Genomic DNA, 20908 nt, shown 5'->3' with positions numbered 1-20908 from the left:
GTATATAGCAAATGACTCCAGTAAATTTCCAGTAAAATCGTAACCATTGCTTGTAACTGCGAACTGTTTCGCAAAAGCACTGCAAATAATGAAAAGACGTACAAGAGAAGTGAGAGCAGGAAAAGGGGGCCAGAGCTGGCCCCGCAGGGATCAATAATCGCGTTGTACAGACATGTGGGCTAATGCTTCAAGGGCGCTACGCCACGGGCTTTCTGGCAGTGCTTCCAGGGCAGCAATGGCTTTGTCAGCTTCTTCTTCCGCGCGCTGCCGCGTCCATTCCAGCGAACCACACTGGCGCATTGCTTCCAGCACCGGTTCCAGTAAATGGCGACCATTACCTTCTTCAATCGCGCGGCGAATCATCTGCGCTTGTTCTGGTGAACCGTTACGCATCGCATGCAGCAGGGGCAGGGTGGGTTTGCCTTCGCTCAGGTCATCGCCGGTATTTTTGCCCAGCGTCTCGCCGTCCGCGCTGTAATCCAGTAAATCGTCAATTAACTGGAAAGCGGTGCCAATATAGCGTCCATAATCCTGCAGCGCTTTTTCCTGCGCCGGAGTGGCTTCGGCCAGAATCGCTGATGCCTGTGAAGCGGCTTCAAACAGACGGGCGGTTTTGCTGTAAATCACCCGCATGTAATTTTCTTCAGTGATGTCCGGATCGTTGACGTTCATCAACTGCAAAACCTCGCCTTCGGAGATGACGTTCACCGCTTCAGACATCAGCGCGAGGATCTTCAGGGATCCCATGCTGGTCATCATCTGGAAAGCACGGGTATAGATAAAATCACCCACCAGCACACTGGCCGCATTGCCAAATGCGGCATTGGCTGTGGCTTTACCACGGCGCATATCGGATTCATCCACGACATCGTCATGCAGCAGCGTGGCGGTGTGGATAAATTCGATCAGCGCCGCATTGGTGACATGTTGCGAACCCTGGTAATTCAGTGCACGTGCAGACAACACGGCTATCATCGGGCGAATGCGTTTTCCACCGCCACTGATGATGTAATGGCCCAACTGGTTAATCAGCGAGACATCTGAATTCAACTGGTCGAGGATGGTCTGGTTGACGGCCGCCATGTCCTGCGCGGTTAATTCATTAATCTGTTCTAAGTTCATTCGTCTGTTCAGCTATGACTCGTTTCTCGGCATGGTAAGCGCTTTTACCCAGCGTGAGTTCAGGTAATCTGTTACTGATTGTACTTGAAAAATCGGGTTGATAAACGTTTGCATTCATCCTGCGCTTTTTTTCTGCAAGAGAGTGCAAAGTGCACTTGTCTTCTGCCGGAGATTTGCGTAGAATTCGCGCCCTATTGTGAATATTTATAGCGCCGCCTGATTAACAGAAAGGCAAGCGCAGAAGCGGAGTTTTATATGTACGCGGTTTTCCAAAGTGGTGGTAAACAACACCGAGTAAGCGAAGGTCAGACCGTTCGCCTGGAAAAGCTGGACATCGCAACCGGTGAAACCATCGAGTTTGACCAGGTTCTGATGATTGCAAATGGCGAAGACGTGAAAATCGGCGCGCCACTGGTTTCAGGCGGTGTGATCAAAGCAGAAGTCGTTGCTCATGGTCGTGGCGAGAAAATTAAAATTGTTAAGTTTCGTCGTCGTAAGCACTACCGTAAGCAGCAAGGCCACCGTCAGTGGTTCACTGATGTGAAAATCACTGGCATCAGCGCCTAAGAGGAGATCTGACAAATGGCACATAAAAAGGCTGGTGGCTCGACTCGTAACGGTCGTGACTCCAACGCAAAACGTCTGGGTGTAAAACGTTTCGGTGGTGAATCTGTTCTGGCAGGTAGCATCATCGTTCGTCAGCGTGGTACCAAATTCCACGCCGGTAACAACGTAGGTTGTGGTCGTGACCACACTCTCTTTGCTACCGCAGACGGCAAAGTGAAATTCGAAGTTAAAGGTCCGAACAACCGTAAATACATCAGCATCGTTGCTGAGTAAGGTTGTCGTGACGCAGACGGTTAACGTCTGAACGAACGAATGAAAGGCCCCGCAGCTTTGCGGGGCTTTTTACATTCTGTTGCGGAGTGCACGTAAGCCCAGCACCCTTGCGCAGATTGCTGTACAATTTATGTACACATGGCATTGCCAATCCTGTATTATCCGCCGCCGGTCAGCGCAGAAGACCCTGGCGGACCCGTTCGTCGTCAGAGTTCTGCCGCGAACGACAGTGTGACGGAGAAAGAAAATGAAGTTTGTTGATGAAGCGACGATCCTCGTGGTTGCGGGTGATGGCGGTAATGGTTGCGTGAGCTTCCGCCGCGAAAAATACATTCCGAAAGGCGGCCCGGACGGCGGCGATGGCGGTGATGGCGGCGACGTCTACCTGCTGGCGGATGAAAACCTTAATACCCTGATCGATTATCGTTTCGAAAAATCTTTCCGTGCTGAACGTGGCCAGAATGGTCAGAGCCGTGACTGTACCGGCAAACGCGGTAAAGACATCATTGTTAAAGTCCCGGTGGGTACGCGTGTTATTGACCAGGGCACAGGCGAAACGCTGGGCGATATGACGCGCCACGAGCAGCAGCTGATGGTCGCCAAAGGCGGCTGGCATGGCTTGGGTAACACCCGTTTTAAATCTTCGGTTAACCGCACACCACGCCAGAAAACCATGGGTACACCGGGTGAAAAGCGTGACCTGCAGCTGGAGCTGATGCTGCTGGCTGACGTTGGTATGCTTGGCTTACCGAATGCCGGTAAATCGACCTTTATTCGCGCCGTTTCTGCGGCCAAGCCGAAAGTGGCAGATTATCCGTTTACCACCCTGGTGCCGAGCCTCGGCGTGGTGCGTATGGACAGCGAAAAGAGCTTCGTGATTGCCGACATCCCAGGCCTGATTGAAGGTGCTGCGGAAGGTGCAGGCCTCGGTATTCGCTTCCTGAAGCACCTCGAACGCTGCCGTGTCTTACTTCATCTGATCGACATTGCACCGATTGACGAGTCAGATCCGGTTGAAAACGCGCGCATCATCCTGGGCGAGCTGGAAAAATACAGTGATAAACTGTATCAGAAGCCGCGCTGGCTGGTGTTTAACAAAACTGACCTGCTGAGCCGCGAAGAAGCGGAAAGCCGCGCTAAAGCCATTGCAGAAGCACTGGGTTGGGAAGAGAAATACTATCTGATTTCTGCTGCCAGCCGTGATGGCGTCAATGAGCTGTGCTGGGACGTGATGAGCTTTATTATCGCCAATCCCAAAGAAGCGGAAACAGAAGAGAAGCAGCCGGAGAAAGTGGCCTTTATGTGGGATGATTACCACCGCGAAGCCATGGAAAACGCCCAGGAAGTGGAAGAAGACGACGACTGGGATGATGACTGGGACGAAGATGACGACGAAGGCGTCGAAATCATCTATCAGCGTTAATCTGCGTTATCTCTGCTGTAAAAGTTAAAATCTGTTCTGGCAGTTACTCCGGTAACTGCCAGATTTTTTTTCGCGCTGTATAAGATATTCATCAGCGTTTGCCCACCGTTCACCCTCCCTTCATCTGCATTTTATGGCTGGTTTTGTGCATAAGGCACCGTTTCGTTACGGAATATTGTGCCAGGATCGACATCGTTCAGAACAGTCAGCATAAGCGACCAGGATAAGGACGCTTCGGTAATCATATCTGTGTATTTAAAAGGAGTTTAAATGCAACCTGTTGAAAGATTAGCACCTTCTGTTCCCTCACCAGTTCCAGCATCAATGAATATAGAATCAGCCCTGGTTGAAAATGTATCTTTTATTCACCAGGCGAATATATCTGATACCCCATCGATTAATCAAACCATTAATATAAAAAAAGAACCGTTAGAAGAGGAAGATATTCATCTTTATCATCAGCATCGGCCCGGAAATTTACCGGTTTTGTTGCACAAAGATGATGAGCTGGAAGCCTTAGGGATAAAACAGGGACCCTTGCGTGAGGAGTTAATGCATGTTGATGCCGAAAACTTAGAAATTAGCATTGCTGATAAAAAGCGCCTGTCAAAAAAAATCGCAGATTCCGCTACGCGACAGATACGGAATCTGGTGAAGAATATTCAGGAGGGAAAGACCGGAGATGCAGGCGCGGATTGCTATCATATATTTAGTGATGAAGAACATCCTGAATTAGGTTTCGGATTAAAGGCTGCCAGAGCTATCAGGTTAGGTGAAGTGTTACCGGATTTGTATGGCGGATTTATTCTGAGGAATCGCACGCAATGTGATGAAATGTATGTAAGCAGTGACAGTTACTGTCCGACCTATTTTTTTGAAACCAAAGGACACCGTCCCAGATCTAAAAGAGGTTTTCGACGAAAGCCAGTGAATGTATATAGTGGCATTGCAGGTCATTTAAAAAATACGAATCTGGCCCTTGTTAATACCGCCCTGGTGCAGGGCGATAAAGTTGTGCCTTCTGATAAAAATAATTTGATCGCTATTCGGGCGGGCGAAAATATTATTGTTTATATGGCTATTCGTGATATCAAAAAAGATGAGTCATTACTGATAAATTATGGCTCCAGATACAGAATAATGAAACATCATCCCCCGATAGTTAAGACAGAACCCGACTCTATTTCTGTCGGAGATGGACAGCCAGAAGGACTTCCCAGCGGACTATCATGGCTGGCAGACAACATTGGCAATGCTGACAGCTGGGTTGATGCCAGTTTTGAAGTGTTGCCGCAGTTGATCGCACTATCAGAAAGCTTTCGTAAACAAAATGCCTTGCTTGTGATTACCAAAAAAGAGCATGAGGACGATGAAAAGCAACGGGGTGATATGGTTGTTTCTGTTATTGATTCCTCAAATGGTGAGTTTGTTGATCATAAAGAAATCATTAATTCAGATCGTCATTTGGCTGTGATTCAATATGTCCCAAATGAAAATCATTATAATGCGGTCTGGTCTCCAGCGGGCAATGTGCATTTTACTCTGGTAGAAAATATTTACAGGCTGAGCACGGAAAAATGCAGAGTTCAACCCATTGGAAAAACAGGCTTTTGTATGACGGATGCCGCAGCCTTTGCGTTATTCAAAGGGCGAAAAGATAAAACCCTTGCGGGTAAACCTCTCACTGATACGATGTTAACAGGAATTTATGGTCATGATTTACGGGAAGATATAAAAAATCTTATTAAGATCCTGCCCCAAAAAAATAAGCAGTTAACTGAAGATTTAGAAAAAAAGATTCAAAGCATAAAATTTTTTGAAAAAAATAGAGTTTCCGAGGATGATCAAGTTAGCCAGGGAACAGAAATTGATTCCAGTGATGATTCATCAGTAAAGGAAAAAATCCCTTCGCAGAAAAAGGGAAGGATCACTGCGGATCTTTTGCGGCAGTTTAAAAAATTACCCAGAAAGGAAAGAAATCGCAGGAGGTTTATTAAAAAAAATCAACTTGTTCCTGTCACTGCAATGAAATATATCTACGAAGATGGTAAGTTGACATTGCGAGGGAAACAAAAAATTCAGCTGGATGAAGGACATAAATTCTCAAACCCTAAAGAAGCGATTAATGAATGGCTGAATAAAACGGAAGAAGAACGCGCGATACCTGGGGCAAGAGAAACATTGGCGATAAAATATAATGTGCTTTTTGAAACGCTTGATTCAGTGCTGCGCAGGTCAGGGGTCAATACGCGTGGCCTGAAAAGTCTGCAAAGAATAGAAAGTTATGCCCGCAATCAGATAGAGGAGAAAAATCATGTTCAACCCGGGCATATGAAAGAACTTCATGGCATGTTAATGCAAAATAATTCTGAATTATCTCAGGAAGCCGTGCATGCATTCTGTATAAAGAATAATCTTGATGAGAGCAAGTTACCTTATTTTTTCAAAGACAATAAATTTACGGCACGTGGCAGAGCGGTACTTAACCGCCAGCAAGGTCAGGATGACAGGATAACCGCAGATCTTATCCGGGAATGGATGGCGTTGGGGGATGTCCGAAAAAATTATGGCACGAAGACCACGTTTTGTGAAAGGAACAATATAAGCCGTCATACATTGCAGGTTTATGCTACCGCTGATGACCTTAAAGAGGCGGGTGAAAAAATTATGCAAGTTGAGCAGCAAAATGAAGAAATGATGGCTGCAATGGTAAAATGGGCGGCTCTCACTCAGGAGCAACGTAATGGAAACAGATCTATTGAAAAATTTAGTCGGGAATACAAAGTAAGCTATGAACCTTTCCGACAAAAGGTGATGGTCAAAAATGTTTTTAAAGATAAAGGACGAAAGTTTTTAATAGAACGGGGAATGACCCGTGAGGAAATTAATGCCCTGATCGCTCAGAGTGGCGGGAATCTCAACCCTTCTTCTTATAAAAAAATTACCACAGAAATTATTGATGGCTATCGAATATCAACCAATGAGCATAATCAAAAGGCGTTTACAGAATATTGCAGAAAGGTGGGTTTTGAGACTCGCCGCCTTGTGCGATATATAGGTTTTAACGGACAGCTGACACTCAGAGGTAAAGCGAAATATAACAAGAAGAAGCCGCTTGCCGGATCGGGTAAATAATGAAAGGTGAGCACTTTAGTGCTCACCCACGTTCTAACCCAGCACCGCCACCGTCAGACGGGTACTACAGCACAGCTGATCGCGGCCATTGCGAATCTCAATCTGCCAGCTTTGATTACGTGCGCCGAGATGCAGTGGACGGCAGATACCGCGTACCTCGCCGCTGCTGACGGCGCGATGGTGGCTGGCACTCACCTCAATCCCCACCACGCTTTTTCCCTCTTCCACGCTAAGGTAGCCAGCAATCGATCCCATCGATTCCGCCAGCACCACCGATGCGCCGCCGTGCAGCAGGCCAAACGGCTGTTGCGTGCGGGCATCAACTGGCATGGTGGCTTCGAGGTAATCGTCGCCAATCACGGTAAACACAATGCCAAGGTGCCCCACCAGTGAGTTTTCACCGATTTTATTGAGTGCTGCCAGATCGAACGGTCGTTTCCAGATAGCCATGCATCAGGCTCCCAATGTTGCGCCACCATCGACCACAATATCCTGCAACACCACATGGCTGGCAAGATCCGATGCGAGGAACAAAATATTGGCCGCGATCTCTTGTGGTTGTGCGATCTTGCGCAACGGGATCCCCAGTTTGTATTGATCCTGGAAGCCGTTGATCATTTCCTGTTCCGCTTCCGGCGTATGCCACAGGCTGCGCTGCATATCGGTATCGGTAGAACCGGGTGAAACGATATTGCAGCGTACGCCGAGCGGGGCCATCTCCAGTCCGACAGTCAGGCACAGGCTACGTAGTGCGGCTTTTGATGCGCCATAGGCGGACATGCCGAGGCGCGGCGCATGGGCGGCATTGGAGGCGATAGTGACGATGGCGCCAGCACGTTGCTGACGGAATACCGGCAGCGTTTGCTGGAACATATTGAATGCCCCGCCTGCATTGACGGCCAGGCACGCCTGCCAGTCCTCAAACGCCAGTGCTTCGGTGCTGCCGATGCGCAGGATCCCGGCACCGTTTACCAGCACATCGAGACGCGGCTGCTCGGCCAGTAGCCGCTGGCACACGGTTTTCACCTCGGCGGCATCAGCCACGTTCATGACCTGGCAGGAGAAGGGATAATCAGCCTGATCAAAACGCAGATCGAAGCCAACCACCTGCGCTCCCGCCTGATGGAAGGCGAGGGCTGTATGGTAGCCGATACCTTTACCGGCACCGGTGACCCAGACAATTTTCCCGCAAAAATCGAAAGGCAGACTCATTACGCGCGCTCCCGTGACAGCAGCGCCCACCAGCCATCAATGCTGGGATTTTTCGCCAGGCTGACGAAATCAATATCGCTATGTACCTGACGCCAGCGAGCGGCCAAAGCCATCACGCGTACCGAATCGAGACCATAATCAATCAGGTTCTCATCATCTTCCGGCACATCATCATCTTCCAGCAGCGGCAGAATCAGCGCGCGCAGTTCATCTTTGGAGAGCGGCAGTGGCATCAGATCAGCCGTCATCACCACTTTGCCACTGCGGCCTGCGGTATAGGTCAGCGCCATCATATGTTCTTCGCGGGTGAAATCAGCCAGCGCATCGGCCACCATAAATGGCTGGATATTGCGCATAAAGGCATCGGTCGCGGTGGTCAGGCAGCCGATGTGGGCGTACACGCCGGTGATGATCAACTGATCACGGCCCATCTCCTGCAGGATCGACTCCAGCGGCGAACGATGGAATGCGCTATAGCGCCATTTGGTCAGTACCTGATCATCCTGATCCGGGGCCAGCGCATCGACGATCTTCTGTTGATCGGGATGTTTGTTCAGGCCCGGTCCCCACATATCGTTGAGCAGAGCGCGGTCCGCATCGCTCTGCTCATTCGGCTGCGCGGTGTAGAACACCGGAATGCCTTGCGCTTTGCAGTACGCACGCAGACGCGCAATGTTTTCGACGATCTGATTCACCAGCGGGCTGTTTTCGCCCCAAAAGTTAAGGAAATAGGCCTGCATATCGTGAATCAGCAGCGCCGCGCGTTGCGGCTCCAGGCTCCACTTCACCTTGTTGGCAGGCAACTCGGTGGCGGTCGGCAGCGGATAAGAGGTCAATTTTGGAATAGCCATACAATCTCCGGAACAGGTCAGGCTTGCGCTTGTTGGTCGGCAAGCTGTTGGCGCAAACGTTTTTTATCCACCTTGCCAACCGGGGTCAGCGGCAGGGCGTCTACGCAGGTAATACGGTCGGGTAATTTGAACTCGGCAACGCCCAGTTCGCGCAAATGGCGACGCAGCGCCACCGGTTTAATCGGCTGGCTGGCGACAATAAAGGCGCAGCTTTTTTCACCCATTAGCTCATCGTTCATCGACACCAGCGCGGCGTGGATGACATCCGGGTGACGTTGCAGCAGGTTTTCGATCTCTTCTGCCGCGATCTTCTCGCCGCCACGGTTGATCTGATCTTTCTCGCGACCCTGCACGGTGATGAAACCCTGTGGGTTGATCTCAATCAGATCGCCGGAACAGTAAAATCCATCGGCATCAAAGCTGGCAGCGTTGTGCTCCGGACTGCGGTAGTAGCCACGGAAGGTATAAGGTCCGCGCGTCATCAGACGGCCCACTTCACCGCTCGGCAGGGCGTTGCCCTCGGCGTCGGCTACCCAGACTTCATCGTCGTCAGAAATCGGGCGTCCCTGGGTGGTGAGGATGGTTTTTTCGTCATCGTCGAAGCGGGTGTAATTCACCAGGCCTTCAGCCATGCCGAACACCTGTTGCAGCTGGCAACCGATTTCCTGCTGAATCCGCGCGGCGAGGGTTTCACCCAGCTTGGCTCCGCCCACCTGCATACGTTCGAGCGAGGCCAGCTGTTTATTGCTGCCCCATTCCTGAATCGCCTGCAACCACAGGCTTACCGCCGGTGGCACCAGGCCGGTGTCGGTGATTTGGTGTTTTTCGATCAGCGGAAAGCACAGCGTGGCGCTGGGGTCGGCAGCCAGCACCACCTGGCCCCCAGCATAAAAGACGCCGAGTGCGCCCGGCGAACTCATCGGGAAGTTATGTGCAGCGGGCAGCGCCACCAGATAACGGGTGTGCTCAGTCACGGCGCAAATCTCAACGCTGCCGCGAATGCTGTAATAGTAATCATTGTGGGTGCGTGGGATCAGTTTTGGCGTGCCGGTGCTGCCGCCCGAAAGCTGGAAGAACGCCACTTCATCGCCGGCGCTCGGCGTGGGGATGAAGTCACCGGCAGCTTCAGCCAGCAATGCGTCGAGGGTGTTTTCCGGCTGATGATCGTTGCGCAAAATCACCTGTTGTAGTGACGGATGCGAGCGGCACAGCGTATCGATAAAGCTGTCATCGGCAAACAACGGATGGCTGCGATCGGCAATCAATAGCGCCGGTTCAATCTGCGCGGCATAGGCGGTCAGTTCGGTACGTTGATGGCTGAACAGCGCATTGACCGGTGCCACCCCGATTTTGAACAGGGCAAAAAGCGTCAGGTAAAAATCCGCCACGTTGCCGAGCTGTACCAGCGCAGTATCGCCGGTTTTCAGGCCGCGACGTTGCAGCGCCGCGGCCAGGTTGTCAGTCAGACGATGTATTTCGCGATAGCTGATGTGACGATCGCCATCGATAACCGCGATCGCCTCATTGTGCTGCTGACGCGCCAGGATGTCGGTCATCGGCACATCGAGCCAGTAGCCTTTCTCGCGGTAACGCGCGGCCAGGTCATCCGGCCAGCGGTTGTAGGGAATACTCATGGTCTTTCCTTTATTGCAGTCCAAAGGCGCGCAGCATGGTATCCAGCTTCACGCCGGTTTCACGCCATTCTGATTCGGGTTGTGAGTCGGCAACGATGCCTGCGCCAGCGAACAGACGCACGTGTGTATCGTGCACTGTGCCGCAGCGAATAGTGACTACCCATTCGCCATTGCCTGCCTCATCGCACCAGCCCACAATGCCGCCGAACAACTGGCGATCAAAGGGCTCCAGCGCCTGAATCAGTTGCTGAGCACGCTGATGCGGGAAACCACTCAGCGCCGGGGTTGGATGCAACAGGCAGGCCAGCGACAGCGCATTGTCGCGCTCGTCCTGCACTTCGCCGTCTATCTGGGTGGCGAGATGCCATAAGGTTGAGGTGGTAATCAGCGTCGGCACCGTCGGCACCGACAACCGGCGACTACGTGGTTGCAGTGTTCCGCGCATCGCATCGGTCACCAGCTGATGTTCGTGCCGATCTTTACCGGAGTTCATCAGGGTGTCGCCTGCGGCACGATCACGCTGGCTATCATTATCCCGGCGCGCAGAACCGGCGAGCGGGCAGGAGCTGAAGTCACGGCCGTGCTTACGCAGCATCAGTTCCGGGCTGGCACCGAGCAGTACGCCGCCTTGCGGCAAGGGCAAATGGAAATGGTAGCTGTTGGGGTTTAACGCAATCACCCGCTGCATCAGCGCAGCGCTATCCACCGGTTGTTCCGTGACAATATCCATCAGGCGCGACAGCACCACTTTGTCGAGATCGCCCCGTTGGGTAGCGGCAACAGCTTCGGCCACCATGTTGAGAAAAACATCGTGATCCGGTACGGCAGCACGGCGACGCACCTCAGGCAGCGCACCGGGTTGGGTGGGCAGCGCGGCCAGCAGATCGGCACGGTTAAAGGTTTGATAAGATTCAGGAATAAACAAGGCCGCAGGCTGGCTGGCATCAAACGGGATGGCACCCACCAGAATCGGTTTCTCAATACCTTGCTTTTTGGCCGCAGCAAAGTGCTGACGCAGCTGCTGCTGAAAATGGCCCTGTAAATCGGCAGCATCCTGCACTGATTCAGTCAGGGTGGTGTAACAACCCTGCGTCACCAGACTCTGCCAGGGAGAGGTAAACAGGAATCCGCGGCAAAGTGCGGAAAAATCCTGCAGCCAGGCATTTTCAAACGTGGACGATTCCACCATAATTTCCACCTTTAAATGATAAGATTATTAAGAATGATTATCATTTTTATTATGGCCCAGTAACCTACGTCGAACGGGCGAAAGAGTCAATCGATTCGCGGGAGTTCCCTTATCTTTAGGCGTTTTCCGGCGCTGATGCCGGACGCCGAATTAAGCTAAACGGTGGATGAAAACTTATGAATAAATGCGGATTATGGGGCACGTTTGTCCTGTTGTTCATTTTGCAGGCTTTCAGCAGCATGGCGCGCGCTGACCAGGGCTGGCCGCGCAAGATTCAAACCGAGCAGGGCATCGTCACGCTCAGCAAAGCGCCGCAGCGCATTGTCTCGACCAGCCTCACGCTGACCGGTTCGCTGCTGGCGATTGATGCCCCGGTCATCGCCTCGGGGGCTACCGCACCCAACAGCCGCCTCTCCGACGATCAAGGTTTTTTCCGTCAGTGGGGCGAGGTGGCGAAACAGCGTGGCGTGAAGCGTCTGTATATCGGTGAACCCAGTGCAGAAGCCGTTGCGGCGGAAGCGCCGGATCTGATTATCGTCAGCGCCACCGGTAATGACTCCGCCATCAAACTGGTGAGCCAGCTGTCTGCCATTGCCCCGACCCTGGTGATCAATTACGACGATAAAAGCTGGCAGGATTTAGTGACGTTGCTTGGCGATGCTACTGGCCACGAAGCGCAGGCGACACAGCGCATTAAGGCTTTCGACGATCGTGAAGCGGCACTGAAAAAAGCCATCACGCTGCCACCGCAGCCAGTTTCTGCCATGGTGTGGAACGGCGACGGGCGTGCTGTGAATCTGTGGACGGCAGAATCAGCCCAGGGCAAATTGTTGCAGCAGCTCGGTTTCACGCTGGCGATGCCCCCGGCCAATATTCAGCAGAGTCACAGCATGGGGCAGCGCAAAGATATTATTCAGCTATCGGGTGAAACCGTCGCCAGCGGCCTGACCGGCCACAGCTTCCTGCTATTTGCTGCCGATGATAAAACCGCGCAATCGGTACTGAGCAATCCATTCCTGGCACAAAACGAGGCGGTCACGCATAAGCAGGTGTATGCGCTGGGGGCGGATACCTTCCGCCTTGATTACTACAGCGCCAGCAATCTGCTGGCGCGCCTGGAAAAATTGTTCGTTAAATCATGATGCGTCTTCCGCCAGCGTGACCGCAGGCGGTTGATAACGGCGTAAGCGCCCCATCAAAAACCACATCAGCACACCCAGCACCGCCGCCGCGAAGCCAAACATCGTTGCGGCCTGCGGTGGCAGCAGCCATGACCCCATCGCGCCAATCATTGCTGCCCCCAGCGCATCACCCGTGACATTCTGTGCCGTCCACAGACTGTTGATACGACCAAGGAGTGCATCCGGCGTTAACGCCTGGATCAGGGTGTACTGCACCAGGCTGGTAATTGAACTGAAGTAGCCAAAAGCCACCAGACACAGCAGGGCGAGGGGGAATGATGGCATCTGGCCAAACAGCCCAAGCGCAACGAAAGCGGCAATCGCGCTGCTGAGAATCAGCAGCCCCGGGCGGCTGGCATGCGCCAGACGGCCACTGGTTAATGCCCCTACTGCCGCGCCGAGTGGCACCGCGGCAAACATCAATCCCAACCGATCGGCGCTGACCTCCCAATGCGGTGCCAGGGCCGGGTACAGCACGCGGATGGCACTGGCCAGCGTCACCAGCGCGCCGATCAGCGCCGCCATTCCCACCAGCGGCGTGCTAAACAGGAACTGCACACCAACGGCGAGTGATTTCAATGGGTTCTCACGCGGCTGCGGCGGTAGCGGCAATGGCGGGAGTTTGAGCAGAGTCAGCACGGTCAGCAGTGTACCCGCCGCTGCCAGCGCGAAGTTCCACACCACACCACCGCTGGCAATCACCATACCGGCAATCGCCGGGGAGAGAATCGATCCGAAGCGCACGGTCAGCATGGTCAGGGCACCGGCCTGCATCAGGTTTTCGCGCCCGACCAGCGCTGGCGTCGCGGCCAGCAGCGCGGTCACGCCAATCGCACCAAAGAAGCCATCCCACAATCCCAGCAGATACACCGCCATCAGTGAGGGTTGTGGTAATGCAGCGTTAATCGCCAGCCCGACAAAGCCAAGGCCACAGGTAGAACGGGCGAATAAAATCAGCTTTTTACGTTCATAGCGATCGGCCAGCACGCCCCCGGTCAGCAAACCGATAAACATGCCGCAGGCCGCCACGGTCACCCCCAGACCGACCAGCCAGGATGACGCCGTCATTTGCTGAATTTGTACCGGTACCGCCACCGCCAGCATGCCGAGGGCGACAATCGAGATAAAACGGGCGATAAACACCGCGCGAAACGCCGGGTGGGATTTAAGCAGGGAGAGATCAATAAAGTGGGAGGGTTTGTTCATTTCTTTGCCTTTTTGCACCAATTTTCCTCATCTTCCGTGAGGCGAGTCATGATAACATAGACAAATACGAGTAATAACGATAACAAATATCATTATCATATTTCCCTTACGCACGCGAAAACGTTGTTAAGTAGAAGGTTCAGAACGCTATGCGCCAGACTCGTGCACTCGCAGGATCAGGGATGCTGCTGGTGCTCCTTATTGTTCTCAGTTTGATGCTGGGAGCAAAATCTATTTCTTTTTCCGATGTTTATCATTCGCTTATTTCAACCTGTTCTGATGCGGATTGCGTGATTGTGCGCGATGCACGTCTGCCACGTACGCTGGCCGGATTGCTGGCAGGCGTTGCGCTGGGGCTGGCGGGTGCGTTGATGCAAAGCCTGACGCGCAACCCACTGGCCGATCCGGGGATTCTGGGGGTGAACGCCGGGGCAGGTTTTGCTGTGGTGCTGGGCATTGCGCTGTTTGGTGCTGACTCACCGGTTGCATGGCTTGGTTTTGCCTTTGGCGGCGCGCTGCTGGCTTCGCTGCTGGTGGCGATGACCGGCGCGATGGGTGGCGGACGCGTGAATCCGGTGCGTCTGACTCTGGCGGGGGTGGCACTGGGGGCGGTGCTGGAAGGGTTAACTTCGGGGATTTCGCTGCTCAATCCTGACATCTACGATCATCTGCGTTTCTGGCACAGCGGTTCGCTGGATATCCGCAATTTCACCATTTTGCGTACCCTGTTTCCGGCGGTGCTGGTGGGCAGCGTGGTGGCCTTTTGCCTGTCGCAGGCGCTTAACAGCCTGAGCATGGGGGGCGATATGGCGACGGCGCTGGGAACCCGCGTGGCGCGTACCCAACTGCTTGGGCTGCTGGCGATAGCGCTGCTGAGCGGCGCGGCAACGGCAGCGGTCGGGCCGATCGCTTTTCTCGGTTTAATGACACCGCATCTGGCACGCTGGCTGGTGGGCAATGATCATCGCTGGTTGCTACCTGCCACCGCGCTGCTGACGCCGATCCTGTTATTAGCCGCAGATATTATCGGCCGCCTGCTGGTGCCTGGTGAGCTGCGGGTGTCCATCGTCACCGCGATGCTCGGCGCGCCAATGTTGATCGTGCTGGTACGACGCAAATTAGGGCGAGGTGCGGTATGACGCGGCGCGCACTGATGAATTCGCTCTGGCTAATGCTGGGATGCGGACTGCTGGCTTTTCTGGCGCTGACACGTGGCACACTGCCGATCAGCGGTGAACAGGTCTGGCAGGTGTTGCGGGGCGAAGGCGCCAGCAACGTGAAACTGATTCTGCTGGAATGGCGCTTGCCGCGCGTGCTGATGGCGTTGCTGATTGGCGCGGCGCTCGGCATCAGTGGCGCGATTTTTCAGTCGCTGCTGCGTAACCCGCTCGGCAGCCCGGACATTCTGGGTTTTAACACCGGTGCCTATAGCGGTGTGCTGGTGGCGCTGGTGCTGTTTAATCAAAATGCTTCGGCGATAACCCTTGCCGCGCTGCTGGGCGGCATTATCACCGCAGCGCTGGTGTATCTGTTTGCCTGGCGTCATGGCGTAGAAACCTTTCGTTTGATTATTGTCGGCATCAGCGTGCGTGCCTTGCTGATGGCGCTCAACAGCTGGCTGATTATCAGCGCGTCGCTCGAATCTGCGGTCAGCGCCGGTTTATGGAGTGCCGGGTCGCTCAACGGCATCACCTGGGCGAAGACACCGCCGGTGATTGCTGTGTTATTGCTGAGTCTGCTGCTGGTGGCACTGCTGGCACGACGGATGCGTTTGCTGGAGATGGGTGATGACACCGCCTGTGCGCTTGGCGTACCGGTGGAGCGTAGCCGCCTGTGGTTAATGTTGCTTGGTGTGGTGCTGACCGCGGCCTCGACCGCACTGGTCGGACCGATTTCGTTTATCGCCTTGCTGGCACCGCAGATAGCCCGTCGTCTCGGCGGTGGCATGCCGCTGACCGCGCTGTGTGGTGCGTTGCTATTGATCGCTGCGGATTTCGCCGCGCAGCATCTGTTCCTGCCTTATCAATTGCCGGTTGGCGTGATTACCGTCAGTCTCGGTGGACTTTATCTGATTGCTTTACTGGTGCGGGAGGCGCGACGCCAATGACCGAAATTCCTTCACGTCTCTATGGCGAAGGACTGACGCTGGGCTACGACAAAAAAGTGGTGGCGGAAAATTTGTCGGTGGCGATCCCGGAAGGGGAGCTGACGGTGATTATCGGCCCCAATGCCTGTGGAAAATCGACCCTGCTGCGCACCCTGAGCCGCCTTAACGCCCCGCTGAAAGGCCAGGTTTTTCTCGATGGTGAAGCCATCAATCGTTATCCGACGAAAGAAGTGGCGCGCCGTCTCGGCCTGCTGCCGCAAAGTTCCAATGCCCCGGCGGGGATCAGCGTGACTGAACTGGTCGCGCGTGGGCGTTATCCGCATCAGCAGCTGTTTGGCCGCTGGCGAGCCGAAGATGAAGCGGCGGTGCAGCAGGCGATGCTGGCGACTGGCGTGGCTGATCTGGCCGAGCAGCAGGTGGATACGCTCTCCGGTGGGCAGCGTCAGCGGGTGTGGATTGCGATGGTGCTGGCACAGCAGACGCCGTTATTGCTGCTGGATGAACCTACCACCTGGCTGGATATCACCCATCAAATTGAGCTGCTGGAGTTGATGCAGGATCTTAATCAGCAGCATGGACGTTCGCTGGTGGTGGTGCTGCATGACCTGAATCATGCCTGTCGTTATGCCACGCACCTGATTGCGATGCGCCATGGACGGATCATTGCCGAAGGGAAACCGGCAGAGATTGTCACCCCGGCGCTAATTGAGCAGGTGTATGGCTTGCGCTGCGTGATTGTGGAAGATCCGGTGGCGCATACGCCGATGATCGTGCCGCTGGGACGATCGTAGCGGCGCGATTTATCGCGCAATTTCGTGCGCGATGCCGGAAAAATCTGCGCGATAAATCGCGCCGCTACATTCTGGATTACCGTTCGCTCAGCAGCCGCTGCAACAAGGGGCCAATCTGCTCGAACATCTGCGGTGAAATGATATCCACGTGGGCGCAATCCATCGGCCACACCGCCAGTTCACCGACATACGGTGCCCAGGCGCGTCGCGCGTCCTGCCCCGGTTGCTGCGTCTGCTCCGCAAGGAATAGGGTTGCGCGTCCGGTAAAGTGGGCGCTGCGGGCGGTCGCCAGCAGGCGAACCGAGCTGGCGTAGTTGGCTTCGATGGTATCGAACATCGCCTGCATCTCTTCACCCGCCTGATGACGCTGCGCAGCAATAAACTGCTCACGCTCACGGTTCACTTCTTCCAGCACCGCCGGGTCCAGGACGTTCTCGCCGCGTTTTTCATCCCAGTTCTGCGTTTCCGGCGGCCAGGTATCGAGCAGGCCAAGGAACGCCACCTCTTCTCCGGCAGCTGTCAGCCGTGCGGCAATGCCCTGCGCCAGGGTGCCACCCAGCGAATAGCCAATGAAGTAATAAGGACCGTGCGGCTGCACTTCGCGCAGGGTACGCAGATGGGCGTCACAAACCTCATCCAGATGCGCACTTTGATTCAGCGGGCTATCGGTATCCGGTGACTGAATACCCATCAGCGACCAGCGTGGATCCAGATAGCGTTGCAGGATGCTGAACTGCCAGGCAAAACCGGAGGCCGGGTGGAAGCAGAACAGCGTGGGTCCATTACCCTGACGCAGCGGCAGCACCGCTTCAAAACCGGCCTGTTGGTGAGATTGTTCATCACTCAGCAGTGCAGCCAGTTTTTCGACGGTGGAAGCAACCATGATCTGGCCCACGGATACCGGCTGTTGCAGCTCACGACGTAGCTGTGCAGCAAGACGCATCGCCAGCAGCGAATGGCCGCCAAGGGCAAAGAAATCATCCTGCGCGCTGATACTGTCGCACGCCAGCAACTGGCAAAACGCCGCTGCCAGTTGGCTTTCCAGCCCCGGATGAGGCGCGCGTCCGGCACTGGCCATGGCGGCCTGCGGCAGCGGTAAGGCTTTGCGATCCAGCTTGCCATTGCTGCTGAGCGGGAAGGCTTCCAGCTGTACAATCGACACCGGCACCATATGGGCGGGCAATTGCTGCTCCAGCGCATGGCGTAGCGCTTCGCCATCAACCGCATGATCGGCAATCACATAACCGACCAGCTGGCGGGCATCGCCCTGCGCCGCAGCTCCTCCCAGCACCACCGCGTGCGTGACAGCCTGCTCAATGCCAGGCTGCGCGCACAGCACATGATCGATTTCATTGAGTTCGATGCGCTGACCACGAATTTTTAACTGATCGTCGCTGCGGCCAAGATATTCCACTGCGCCATTGTCCAGCCAGCGTGCGACATCGCCGGTGCGATACATCCGTTCACCGTTGCCCGCCGGATCAGCGACAAAACGGCTGGCGGTAAGATCAGGACGTCCCAGGTAGCCGTGTGCCAGCTGAATACCGGTAAGATAGAGATCACCTGCCACACCCGGCGGCACCGGTTGCAGACGGGTATCAAGAATACGCAGACCGGTGTTCCACACCGGATAACCGATGGGCACGCTGGCACCTTCAACCGCTGCCAGCGCTTCGCCAAATGCCGGATACCAGCTGACATCCACCGCCGCTTCCGTCGGGCCATACAAATTGTGCAGCGGCACCCGGGTCAACTGTTCCCACTCGCGTGACAGGTCGGTCGGCAGTGCTTCACCGCTACAGAAGACGCGGCGCAGGCTGGCGCAGCTATTGATGGCCGCATCATCCTGCAATGCCGCGACAAAGGCCGCCAGCATGGAGGGAACAAAGTGGGTGGTGGTCACTTTGTGCTGCGCGAACAGCTGTTGCAGCGCTTCCGGATCGCGATGGGCTTCCGGCGGAGCCATCACCAGCTGCGCGCCGACCAGCAGCGGCCAGAAGAATTCCCACACCGAAACGTCAAAGCTGCTCGGGGTTTTCTGGAGCACCACATCATCTGGTTGCAGCGGGTAGTGATCCTGCATCCACAACAGACGGTTGACGATGGCTTCATGGCCGACCAACACCCCTTTGGGACGCCCGGTGGAACCCGAGGTATAGATGATATAAGCCCCGTCCTGCGGCTGCGGTGCGCTGACGGGAGCAGGGGCATCCGGCACCGTGGAGAGCGCATCGAAATGCAGCTGGTTGACCTGAGCAATCGCCGCGAAGCGTGTGGACAGCGAGGCCGAGGTCATCAGGGTTTTGGGTGCTGCGTCTTCCAGCATCAATTGCAGACGGTCGTCGGGATAACCGGTATCGAGTGGCAGATAAGCGGCACCCAGTGTAACAATCGCCTGTAACGCCAGCGACAGCTGCACTGAACGCGGCAAAGCCACCGCCACGATGTCACCGCGTTGTACGCCAGCGGCACTTAACTGCTGCGCCAGCGCAAAGACCTGCTGCTGCATCTGGCGATAGCTAAGCTGATGCTGCGCATCGGCCAGTGCCGGGGCATCCGGGGTGCGCGCGGCCTGCCGGGCCAGCAGCGATGCCAGCGTGTCCGCCGGGAGCGGATGCGCGGTGTGATTGATATCAGCCAGCTGGCGATGTTCCTCAGCCGTCAGTAGATCCAGCTCACCGCACGGGCGCTGCGGATCTGCCGCCAGTTGCGCCAGTAATAAGGCGAAACGACGGCTATGGCGTTGCAGGGTGGGCAGATTGTAGCGTGCTGCATTCGCCAGCAGCTCCAGCGTCAGTTCACCCTGTTCGCTGATGTAGATGGCAATTTCCAGATCGCGCACCGGGCCAGATGCCAGCTGATGGGTAATCCCTTCAACACCGGCGAAATCCAGCTGGTAGTCAAACATCTTCAGGTTGATCACCGGGCCATAAAGCGGATCGCCATCACCGAGACGCCCGAGATCGCGCATCACCTGTTCGGCATCGTAGCGCTGGTGGCGGCGCATCTTTTTCACTTCACCGGCCAACTGATTCGCCAGCGTAGCCAGCGGTTGTGCCGGATCGTAGTGGATCGCCATCGGTAGCACGTTAATCACCGGACCTGTGGCGCACAGCGCAGCCGAACCGATACGGCGCATAAAGATAAAACCAGCGGAGAGATCGTTTTGCCCGCTCAGGCGGGCCAGCCATAGCCCCACCAGCGCGAAGGCAAGATCGGCGGCGCTATGCTGAGGATGCTGGCTCACCAGCTGCTGGAAGGTGGCGCGATCCAGTGTCAGGCTGTGACGCAGCAAATCGGTACTGGCGCTTTGTCCTGCCAGCGGCTGGGGCGACAGTGAGGCGGGCGCAGGCAGGCTGGCACCTTTTTCGCGCCAGAACTGGCTGTCACGCGTGAAGGAAGTGGATTGCTGATAGCGCTGATACTCTTCCACCACTTCGCTAAAAGGGATAAAGGGGGTGGGTTCCGCTTGCTGTTGCTGTGCCCAGGCGCTGTACAGATTGGCGATGCGGCGCGTCAGGGCGGTAAAACTGAACCCATCCACCACCAGATGGTGATAACGCTGATACCAGAACCAATGCTGCTCACCCAGCCGGAACAGGCAATGATGATACAGCGGTGCGCCGCTCAGCACGCGCAAATCGCCGTTCATATCGGCGCGCATCAGGGCGCGGGCTTTGGCGGCGGGGTCGGCTTCTGCACGCAGATCGATGAGCTGCGGCTGGCTAAAGTTCTGCGCCTGCGGCCATTGCATTGCTTCGCCGTCCACTTCGCCAAACGCCATGTTTAGCGTATCGGCTTCCTGCATACCCGCAATAATCGCTTTGCACAGCAGGGCGCTATCGATATCACCCTGCAATTCAATAAAGTGCGCGACCGCATAGGCATTGTGATGGCGGGACAGCTGATCGGCAATCCAGATGCCGGGCTGGGCCGCCACCAGCGGCAGGGTTTGCTGTTCGGTGAGGTGTCGGTTCATCAGGGATTCAGACATTGTCGCTCCGGTTGGTGTCCTGCGTCAGCGGCCGGATATCCTGCCAGTTCTGTTCCAGCCAATTCAGGCAGGCGGGTTGCGGCTGTGGGCCAAACACCGTTTGCCAGCCAGAGGGAGGGGCGCTGAACGCGGGCCATAAACTGTATTGTTGCTGCGGATTGCACAGCACCAGACAATCCTGCTGCGGATCGTCAAAGGGATTGCGATGTTCCATGTCGGCTCC

Annotated in this window: 17 protein-coding genes; 8 read left to right on the top strand and 9 right to left on the bottom strand. The window is 55.2% G+C overall.

From position 1 onward, the window contains the following. Positions 1-150: 150 nt before the first annotated feature. A complete protein-coding gene (gene ispB / locus RCF31_RS10375) occupies positions 151-1122 on the bottom strand; it encodes an octaprenyl diphosphate synthase (RefSeq protein WP_084872191.1) in 972 nt (323 codons plus the stop codon). 255 nt (positions 1123-1377) lie between these two features. On the opposite strand from ispB, the gene rplU reads away from it, so the two are divergent. The 4 genes from rplU (at position 1378) to RCF31_RS10355 (ending at position 6520) form a co-directional block, all read left to right on the top strand. Further along, a complete protein-coding gene (rplU, locus tag RCF31_RS10370; RefSeq protein ID WP_013507673.1) occupies positions 1378-1689 on the top strand; it encodes a 50S ribosomal protein L21 in 312 nt (103 codons plus the stop codon). 15 nt (positions 1690-1704) lie between these two features. Then, entirely contained in the window at positions 1705-1962 is a 258-nt protein-coding gene (gene rpmA / locus RCF31_RS10365) for a 50S ribosomal protein L27 (RefSeq protein WP_006121751.1), read from the top strand. Between the two features lie 247 nt (positions 1963-2209). Further along, complete coding sequence (cgtA, locus tag RCF31_RS10360; protein ID WP_299457846.1) at positions 2210-3385, top strand: Obg family GTPase CgtA; 1176 nt, start codon at positions 2210-2212, stop codon at positions 3383-3385. A gap of 270 nt (positions 3386-3655) precedes the next feature. Beyond that, positions 3656-6520 carry an SET domain-containing protein-lysine N-methyltransferase gene (locus RCF31_RS10355; RefSeq protein ID WP_416410241.1) on the top strand — a complete coding sequence of 955 codons (2865 nt, stop codon included), beginning with the start codon at positions 3656-3658 and terminating at the stop codon, positions 6518-6520. A 33-nt stretch (positions 6521-6553) separates the two neighbouring features. Here RCF31_RS10355 and RCF31_RS10350 read toward each other — a convergent pair whose 3' ends face one another. From RCF31_RS10350 to RCF31_RS10330, 5 genes are read right to left on the bottom strand one after another with little or no spacing between them, the layout of a single operon-like run. Then, complete coding sequence (locus RCF31_RS10350; protein ID WP_299457840.1) at positions 6554-6970, bottom strand: hotdog fold thioesterase; 417 nt, start codon at positions 6968-6970, stop codon at positions 6554-6556. A 3-nt stretch (positions 6971-6973) separates the two neighbouring features. Next, positions 6974-7732 carry a 2,3-dihydro-2,3-dihydroxybenzoate dehydrogenase gene (gene dhbA / locus RCF31_RS10345; protein WP_416410238.1) on the bottom strand — a complete coding sequence of 253 codons (759 nt, stop codon included), beginning with the start codon at positions 7730-7732 and terminating at the stop codon, positions 6974-6976. Continuing rightward, positions 7732-8583, bottom strand: a complete 852-nt coding sequence (locus RCF31_RS10340; protein ID WP_299457834.1) for an isochorismatase family protein — start codon at positions 8581-8583, stop codon at positions 7732-7734. The genes dhbA and RCF31_RS10340 overlap by 1 nt, the downstream gene beginning before the upstream one ends. Positions 8584-8600: 17 nt before the next feature. After that, entirely contained in the window at positions 8601-10217 is a 1617-nt protein-coding gene (locus tag RCF31_RS10335) for a (2,3-dihydroxybenzoyl)adenylate synthase (protein WP_416410236.1), read from the bottom strand. Between the two features lie 10 nt (positions 10218-10227). After that, positions 10228-11406: an isochorismate synthase gene (locus RCF31_RS10330; RefSeq protein ID WP_299457828.1), complete on the bottom strand. Its 1179-nt coding sequence runs from the start codon at positions 11404-11406 to the stop codon at positions 10228-10230. Between the two features lie 176 nt (positions 11407-11582). Between RCF31_RS10330 and fepB the strand changes: the two genes are divergently transcribed. Next, the gene (gene fepB / locus RCF31_RS10325) at positions 11583-12548 is read left to right on the top strand and encodes a Fe2+-enterobactin ABC transporter substrate-binding protein (protein WP_299457825.1); all 966 of its coding nucleotides are present in this window, start codon (positions 11583-11585) and stop codon (positions 12546-12548) included. Here the strand turns inward: fepB and entS are convergent. After that, the gene (gene entS, locus RCF31_RS10320; RefSeq protein WP_416410233.1) at positions 12543-13793 is read right to left on the bottom strand and encodes an enterobactin transporter EntS; all 1251 of its coding nucleotides are present in this window, start codon (positions 13791-13793) and stop codon (positions 12543-12545) included. The two genes, fepB and entS, sit on opposite strands and share 6 nt — an antisense overlap. A gap of 182 nt (positions 13794-13975) precedes the next feature. Here entS and fepD point away from each other — a divergent pair, with 182 nt between their 5' ends. Genes fepD through RCF31_RS10305 form a run of 3 tightly spaced genes read left to right on the top strand, consistent with a single transcriptional unit; the run spans position 13976 to position 16691 of the window. Beyond that, complete coding sequence (gene fepD / locus RCF31_RS10315; protein ID WP_299457819.1) at positions 13976-14932, top strand: Fe(3+)-siderophore ABC transporter permease; 957 nt, start codon at positions 13976-13978, stop codon at positions 14930-14932. A 32-nt stretch (positions 14933-14964) separates the two neighbouring features. Beyond that, positions 14965-15900 (top strand): iron-enterobactin ABC transporter permease, encoded by a 936-nt coding sequence (fepG, locus tag RCF31_RS10310; RefSeq protein WP_416413242.1) that lies wholly within the window; start codon positions 14965-14967, stop codon positions 15898-15900. Then, positions 15897-16691 (top strand): ATP-binding cassette domain-containing protein, encoded by a 795-nt coding sequence (locus RCF31_RS10305; RefSeq protein ID WP_416410230.1) that lies wholly within the window; start codon positions 15897-15899, stop codon positions 16689-16691. Before fepG ends, RCF31_RS10305 begins: the two co-directional genes overlap by 4 nt. 76 nt (positions 16692-16767) lie before the next feature. Here the strand turns inward: RCF31_RS10305 and RCF31_RS10300 are convergent, their stop codons facing one another. Together RCF31_RS10300 and RCF31_RS10295 are read right to left on the bottom strand one after the other, a co-directional pair. Beyond that, on the bottom strand, positions 16768-20685 hold the full coding sequence (locus RCF31_RS10300; RefSeq protein WP_416410228.1) for an enterobactin synthase subunit F: 3918 nt from the start codon (positions 20683-20685) through the stop codon (positions 16768-16770). Then, positions 20678-20899 carry an MbtH family protein gene (locus tag RCF31_RS10295; protein WP_310617865.1) on the bottom strand — a complete coding sequence of 74 codons (222 nt, stop codon included), beginning with the start codon at positions 20897-20899 and terminating at the stop codon, positions 20678-20680. Before RCF31_RS10295 ends, RCF31_RS10300 begins: the two co-directional genes overlap by 8 nt. Between the last annotated feature and the right edge of the window lie 9 nt (positions 20900-20908).

The sequence above is a fragment of the Pantoea sp. App145 genome, from assembly GCF_047947045.1.
GTDB lineage: Bacteria > Pseudomonadota > Gammaproteobacteria > Enterobacterales > Enterobacteriaceae > Pantoea.
The sequence above is the reverse complement of the archived record's forward strand: the minus strand, read 5'-3'. Positions and strand labels throughout refer to the sequence as shown.

Coding starts and splice junctions, on each gene's coding strand:
- ispB (WP_084872191.1), bottom strand. CDS start 1,122: ATGAACTTAGAACAGATTAATGAATTAACCGCGCAGGACATGGCGGCC.
- rplU (WP_013507673.1), top strand. CDS start 1,378: ATGTACGCGGTTTTCCAAAGTGGTGGTAAACAACACCGAGTAAGCGAA.
- rpmA (WP_006121751.1), top strand. CDS start 1,705: ATGGCACATAAAAAGGCTGGTGGCTCGACTCGTAACGGTCGTGACTCC.
- cgtA (WP_299457846.1), top strand. CDS start 2,210: ATGAAGTTTGTTGATGAAGCGACGATCCTCGTGGTTGCGGGTGATGGC.
- RCF31_RS10355 (WP_416410241.1), top strand. CDS start 3,656: ATGCAACCTGTTGAAAGATTAGCACCTTCTGTTCCCTCACCAGTTCCA.
- RCF31_RS10350 (WP_299457840.1), bottom strand. CDS start 6,970: ATGGCTATCTGGAAACGACCGTTCGATCTGGCAGCACTCAATAAAATC.
- dhbA (WP_416410238.1), bottom strand. CDS start 7,732: ATGAGTCTGCCTTTCGATTTTTGCGGGAAAATTGTCTGGGTCACCGGT.
- RCF31_RS10340 (WP_299457834.1), bottom strand. CDS start 8,583: ATGGCTATTCCAAAATTGACCTCTTATCCGCTGCCGACCGCCACCGAG.
- RCF31_RS10335 (WP_416410236.1), bottom strand. CDS start 10,217: ATGAGTATTCCCTACAACCGCTGGCCGGATGACCTGGCCGCGCGTTAC.
- RCF31_RS10330 (WP_299457828.1), bottom strand. CDS start 11,406: ATGGTGGAATCGTCCACGTTTGAAAATGCCTGGCTGCAGGATTTTTCC.
- fepB (WP_299457825.1), top strand. CDS start 11,583: ATGAATAAATGCGGATTATGGGGCACGTTTGTCCTGTTGTTCATTTTG.
- entS (WP_416410233.1), bottom strand. CDS start 13,793: ATGAACAAACCCTCCCACTTTATTGATCTCTCCCTGCTTAAATCCCAC.
- fepD (WP_299457819.1), top strand. CDS start 13,976: ATGCTGCTGGTGCTCCTTATTGTTCTCAGTTTGATGCTGGGAGCAAAA.
- fepG (WP_416413242.1), top strand. CDS start 14,965: ATGCTGGGATGCGGACTGCTGGCTTTTCTGGCGCTGACACGTGGCACA.
- RCF31_RS10305 (WP_416410230.1), top strand. CDS start 15,897: ATGACCGAAATTCCTTCACGTCTCTATGGCGAAGGACTGACGCTGGGC.
- RCF31_RS10300 (WP_416410228.1), bottom strand. CDS start 20,685: ATGTCTGAATCCCTGATGAACCGACACCTCACCGAACAGCAAACCCTG.
- RCF31_RS10295 (WP_310617865.1), bottom strand. CDS start 20,899: ATGGAACATCGCAATCCCTTTGACGATCCGCAGCAGGATTGTCTGGTG.